The 6000-nt window shown below is 73.8% G+C and carries 4 protein-coding genes; 1 reads left to right on the forward strand and 3 read right to left on the reverse strand.

Features of this window, described 5'->3' with window-relative positions:
* The first annotated feature begins 134 nt into the window (after positions 1 to 134).
* On the forward strand, positions 135 to 1112 hold the full coding sequence (locus tag ACYVOM_RS28750; RefSeq protein ID WP_460306658.1) for an NAD(P)-dependent alcohol dehydrogenase: 978 nt from the start codon (positions 135 to 137) through the stop codon (positions 1110 to 1112).
* A 61-nt stretch (positions 1113 to 1173) separates the two neighbouring features.
* On the opposite strand, the gene ACYVOM_RS28755 is transcribed toward ACYVOM_RS28750, so the two are convergent.
* From ACYVOM_RS28755 to ACYVOM_RS28765, 3 genes are all read right to left on the reverse strand, one after another.
* Complete coding sequence (locus ACYVOM_RS28755; protein ID WP_460306659.1) at positions 1174 to 2493, reverse strand: LLM class flavin-dependent oxidoreductase; 1320 nt, start codon at positions 2491 to 2493, stop codon at positions 1174 to 1176.
* A gap of 98 nt (positions 2494 to 2591) precedes the next feature.
* The gene (locus ACYVOM_RS28760; RefSeq protein ID WP_460306660.1) at positions 2592 to 3428 is read right to left on the reverse strand and encodes a Cof-type HAD-IIB family hydrolase; all 837 of its coding nucleotides are present in this window, start codon (positions 3426 to 3428) and stop codon (positions 2592 to 2594) included.
* 126 nt (positions 3429 to 3554) lie between these two features.
* Positions 3555 to 5984: an ATP-binding protein gene (locus ACYVOM_RS28765; protein ID WP_460306662.1), complete on the reverse strand. Its 2430-nt coding sequence runs from the start codon at positions 5982 to 5984 to the stop codon at positions 3555 to 3557.
* Positions 5985 to 6000 lie beyond the last annotated feature (16 nt).

The following is a 6000-nucleotide window of genomic DNA, read 5'->3' on the forward strand; positions in this document are numbered from 1 at the left end:
AGCCTTACTCACTAAGGGAGCCTTACTCACTAAGGGAGCCTTAGTCGGTAAGGGAGCCTTAGTCGGTAAGGTAGCCTTATCTCATAAGGCTAGGTGCGCCGGAGTTGCCCGGTGCGCTTGGGAGGGAGAGGGACATGAAGGCTTGGACCTGGGATCGGTACGGACCGCCCGAGGTGCTGAAGCTGCGGGACGTGCCCGAGCCGGAGGTCGCGCCCGACGAGGTGCTGGTGCGGGTGCGGGCCGCGTCGGTCAACCCGTACGACTGGCGGTTCCTGCGGGCCGATCCGTTCCTCGCGCGGACCCAGACCGGGCTGCTCCGGCCCAAGGCGGGCACGATCCTCGGCGCGGATCTCGCCGGGGTCGTCGCCGAGGTCGGGGCGGACGTCGAAGGGCTCCGCGTCGGGGACGAGGTGTTCGGGGAGGTGCCGATGGGGGCGTTCGCCGAGGCTGTCGCGGTGTCGCCTTCGCGGCTGGCGGCCAAGCCGGCGGCACTGTCGTTCGCGCAGGCGGCGGCGGTGTCCATGGCCGGGCAGACGGCACTGCAAGGGCTGCGCGACGAAGGCCGGATCGAGGCGGGGCAGCGCGTCCTCGTCAACGGGGCCGCGGGCGGGATCGGCACGTTCGCCGTCCAGATCGCCAAGGCCCTCGGCGCCCGCGTGACGGGCGTGTGCAGCGCCCGCAGCGTGGAACTGGTGCGGTCACTGGGCGCCGACGACGTCGTGGACTACACGAGCGAGGACTTCACCGCCCGCCCGGAGCGCTACGACCTGGTCCTGGACATCGTCGGCAACCGCGCCTTCCGCGAGTTCCGCGGCGTCCTGACCCCGCGGGGCGCACTCGTCCTCATCGGCGGCATCGCCGTGCGCAACCCCCTGCTCGGCCCCATGTCCCAGATCTTCCGCGGCGCCCTCGTCAACCGCTTCGTCCCGCAGCGCATCGCCGCGGTCTCCTGGAAGCCCAACACCGCCGACCTGGAGTTCCTCGCCTCCCTCGCCGAGACCGGCCGCCTCACCCCCGCGATCGAACGCACGCACCCCTTCGCCGAACTCCCCGACGCCCTCCGCCACGTCGAGCGGCGCCACGCCCAGGGCAAGACCGTCATCACCCTCTGAGCCCCGGGCCCCGGCCGGGTCGGGGTGCGGGCGGAGCCGCCACCCCGATCCCGCGGAGCCGTCAGACGGCGTCGAGGCCGAGGTGGTCGCGGAGGGTGGTGCCGATGTACTCGTCACGGAAGAGGCCGCGGCGCTGGAGTTCGGGGACGACGGCGTCGACGAAGTCGTTGAACGCGCCCGGGGTCTGGGCGGCGGAGATCATGAAGCCGTCGGCCTCGGCGCCGGTGAAGGCCGCCTCCAACTGGTCGGCGACGTCCGCGGCGGTGCCGACGAACTGCGGGAGGAGAACGCCCTGGGCGTAGAGCCCGCCGATGTCGCGGAGGGTGAGGTTGTCGCGCTCGCTGAGGCGGCGGGCGACGTCGAAGAGGCCCTGGGTGCCCGGCACCTGGATGTCCTCGACGGGGGCGTCGAGGTCGTGCTGGGAGAAGTCGTGGTCGGTGTGGGTCGACAGGGTGATGAGGCCGGAGATCGGGTCGGCGAGTTCGTTGTGGAACGCCTGCTTCTCCCGGGCGATCGACTCGGTCTCGCCGACGAACGTCATCACCGCCGGGAAGATCAGCACCTTCGCCGGGTCGCGGCCCGCGTCGGACACGCGGGACTTGATGTCGTCGTAGTAGGCGCGGCGGCCTTCGGGCGTCGGGTCGATCTCGAAGATGGCCTCCGCCCAGCGCGCGGCGAAGTCCTTGCCCTTCGCGGACGCGCCGGCCTGGATGAGCACCGGACGTCCCTGCGGCGAGCGCGGCACGTTCAGCGGGCCGCGCGTCCGGTAGAACTTTCCGTCGTGGTCGATCCGGCGGATCTTCGCCGGGTCGGCGAAGACGCCCGACTCCTTGTCGGCGACGATCGCGTCGGCGTCCCAGCTCTCCCAGAGCTTCGCCGCTACCTCGACGAACTCCTGGGCCTTGTCGTAGCGCAGGTCGTGTTCGAGGTGCTCGGCGACGCCGAAGTTGAGCGCCTCGGCCTGGCTGAGCGAGGTGACGATGTTCCACGCGGCCCTGCCGCGGCTCAGGTGGTCGAGCGAGGCGAAGGCGCGGGCGACGTCGTACGGGTGGAAGTACGTCGTGCTCTTGGTGACGGCGACGCCCAGGTGCCGGGTCACCGCGGCGATGCTGGAGGCGACGAGCACCGGGTCGAGCGTCGCCGACGCCTGGGTGCCGCGGCGCAGTCCCTCCTCGATGCCGCCGCCGAACCGGCTCGGGCTGGCCAGGAGGTCGGCGAAGAAGACGAAGTCGAACTTGCCGCGCTCCAGGATCCGGCCGACCCGGTGGTAGTGCTCGTGGTCGAACACCGCGGGGTCAGAGGCGGGGTGCCGCCACGCCGCGTGGGAGTGGGTGACCTGTGAGGCGATCTGGAAACCGCCGAGGTGAATCTGCCGTGCCATGAGCCGTCCTTACGTCCCTAGCCTGCTAATCAGGTAATTACGGTAGCATTAGTAGGAAATAGGGACGACCGGGGCCCGCTGCCCCGCGGGCGGCCGGGTCAGCGGCCGTCGAGGAGGGCGGTGAGGGTGCGGATGACGCCTTGCTCGGTGTTCGCCGGGGCCAGGTGGCGGGCGCGGGCCAGGACGTCGGGGTGCGCGTTGGCCGTGGCGAACGACCAGGTGGCGCGGTCGAGCATGGCGAGGTCGTTGAGGTAGTCGCCGAAGACCATCGTCTGGTCGGGGGTGACGCCGAGCTCGGCCTGGAGGCTGCGCAGGGCCACGCCCTTGTCGACGTGCGGGTCGAGGACGTCCACCCAGTGGTGGCTGGAGACGACGACCTGCTGGTCCGGGCAGGCGGCGGCGATGGCCGGGTAGGTGGTCTCCTCGGACGGGCCGAAGCTGAAGACGGCGACCTTGATCGCGTCGTCCTCCACGCGGGTGGCGTCCTCGACGACGCGGTAGGCGTGGTAATAGCGGGCGACCTCGGCGAGAAAGCGCTCGTCGGAGCGCTCGATGTAGGCGGCGCGCTTGCCGCAGACGACCGCGCCGACGTCCGCCCCGTCCTTGGCCAGCCGCCGCGTCGCCTCGACCGCCCGCGTGATGACGTCGGGGGCCAGGCAGACGGAGCTCAGCTCGACGCCGTCGCGGACCACGTAGGCCCCGTTCTCCGCGATGTAGGCCATGCCGTCGTCGACGCCGGAGAACTCGTGGGCCAGCGTCGCGTACTGGCGGCCGCTCGCCGGGCTGAACACGATCCCGTGGGAGCGGAGCCGGGGCAGCAGGGCCCACAGGTCGGCCGGGACACGACCCTCGCCGTCGAGGAGGGTGCCGTCCATGTCCGTGACGACGAGCCGGATCTCGGCCGGAGAGGGCAGGACGACCTGCGAAGATGCCATAATCCGCGAATCTAGGCCACATCGCGAACGCCGCCAAATCGCCCGAGTGACGTACGACACCCTACGGGTCACCACGAGCGGGCCGGCGCGGCCAAATCGTCCGCGTGACACACGGCACCCTCCGCGTCACCACCAGCGGGCCGGGTCGGGGCCCCTCGCCGTCTCGACGGCGCGGGCCAGGCGGAGCAGGCCGCGCGAGGCGGTGGCGGCGGCCTCGTCGAGGAGGGTGCCGGGATCGCCGCCCGCGGCGCGCAGGACCCGGGCGAGGGCGACGCGGGAGTGAGCCGCCCAGACGGTGAGGCCCGTCACGTCCTCCAGGGCGAGTGCGGAGCGCAGATGGGCCTCGGCCTCGGCGAGGTCGCCGCGGCGTTCGGCGAGGAGGCCGAGCAGGCGGGCGACCGCGCCCCGGCACAGCACGCCGGTCCCGGCCAGCGCGACGCGACCCGCGTGCGGGGCGAGGACGCGTTCTGCCTCGGCGACCTGGGCCGGGGAGCCCACGGCGGCGCAGACCTCCGCGCGGACCGCCCACGAGTGCACCAGGCCCCACGCGGGCAGCGGAGGATCGGCGAAGGCGCGGTCCAGGGCGGCGCGGGCGGCGGTCTCATCGCCCGCGCGCAGCAGGCCGAGCGCGGCGCCCTCGATCATGCCGGGCATTCCGGCGTCGGCGACGGCGGTGAGCGCCGGGACGAGTTCGGGAAGGCGGTCCTGTTCGTCGCGCAAGGCGAACAGCTGGCTCGCGACCGACTCTTCCGCACCCCACATGCCGGTGCTGCGGTGCAGGGCTGCGGCCGCGTCCGTCGCCGCCTCGGCCGCCGCGAGGTCGCCTTCGGCGAAGCGCTCCATGGCGGCGAACCAGCCCTGCTGGGCGAGGAGGGCGGGCAGGCCGAGGCGTTCGGCGAGCCTGCCGCTGCGCTCGACCTCGACGCGGCTCTCCCCGCGACGTCCGGCCTCCAGCAGGGAGACGCCCGCGAACCAGCGGCCGAGCGCTTCGGCGGCGGGGCCGGCGGGCAGGGCGGCGAGCTCGCGCGACCACTCGATCCGCTGCTCGACGGTGTCGGCGGCCCAGGTCGTCACGAGGTGGGCGCCGAGGATGCGCGCGAGGAGAGCAACGTCGCCGGCCGCGCGCGCACGGGCGACGGCCTGCCCTGAGACGGCTCGGGTGGCTGCGACGTCCCCCGTTTTGGCGGTCTCGGCGGCGAGGCAGGCGAGGAGGAGGCCGCCCAGCCCGTCGTCGAGGGCGTCGCGGCCCCGGACGCTGGCCTCCAGGCGGTGCAGCACGACGGGGTCGGGGAAGGGGCCCGGCCAGACGGGGGCGGTCGCCGCGCCGTAGGCGACGAGGGCTTCGGCGACGCCCTTCTCGTCGCGGAGCTCCTCGGCGAGGGCGACCGCGGCGAGCATCGCCTCGCGTGCGCCCGCGACATCGGAGGCGTCGCGGCGGGCGGCGGCGAGCGCGACGAGCAGACCGTGCCGGCGCGCGTCGGGAAGGTCGCGGTCGGTCTCGGCGAGGCGCAGCGCGCGCTCGCGCCAGCGCGCCGCCTCGTAGGGGGCGTTGCGGCGGGTCGCCTCTTCGGCGGCGGCCTCGGCCGCCTCGACGGCCCGCCCCGCCAGGCGCGGCATCCGCGCCGCCGCCGCGTCGAGATGGGCCGCGAGCGCGGCGACGGGGCCGCCGTCCTCGGCGAGCGCGTCGGCGGCCTTCAGGTGCAGCGCGGCCCGGCGGCCCGGCCGCATCTCGGCGAGGATCGCGTCCCGCACCAGGGCGTGGCCGAACCTCACCTGACCGATCCCCTCCGGATCCTCCTCGAGGACGCGATGGATGACGGCCAGGTCGACGAGGTCGAGCGCCTCGTCGGGATCCAGACCGCACACCCGTCCGAGGAGCTCCACATCGACGCGCCGACCGAGGACGGCCGCCGCGGCGAGCATCGCGCGCACGTCTTCGGGAAGCGCGGCCACCCGGACCCGGACGACGTCGCGGATGCCGTCGGGGACCTGCGCGAGGAGGGCCCGCACGTCGCCCGGCAGCCCGGCCCGCGCTCCGCCCGGAGTCTCGGCGAGCAGGCGGGTCATCTCGCGGAGGAACAGCGGGTTGCCGCCGGTCCGCTCGTGCAGGGCCGCGACCTGGTCTTCGGGCACCGCGCCGCCGCCGACCGCCCGCACGTAGCGCCGGGTCTCGGCGAGCGTGAACCTGCCGAGCCCCACCCGCACGGCCCCCGCCCGCGTCAGCGCGGCCAACACCGCCGCGAACGGCCCGTCCGCGTCGGGCGCCGTGTCCCGCACCGTCGCCAGCACGCAGCACGGCAGGTCCGCGACCGATTCGGCGAGCGCCGCCAGCACCTGAAGCGACGGACTGTCCAGCCACTGCAGGTCATCGAACACCAGCACGACAGGCCCGCCCGCCCCCGCCAACGCCGCCCTGACGGCCCGCACCACACTCCACCGAGCCGCATCAGCATCACTTACGGAAATATCCGGCAACCTCCCCCCAAGCCCCTCCAAAACCACCCGCCACCCATGCCAAGCCCCCACCCCCTCCGAATCCCCCGCCACCACGGCCACCCGCCCCGACCGACCC

It is taken from the genome of Actinocorallia aurea, from assembly GCF_054783995.1.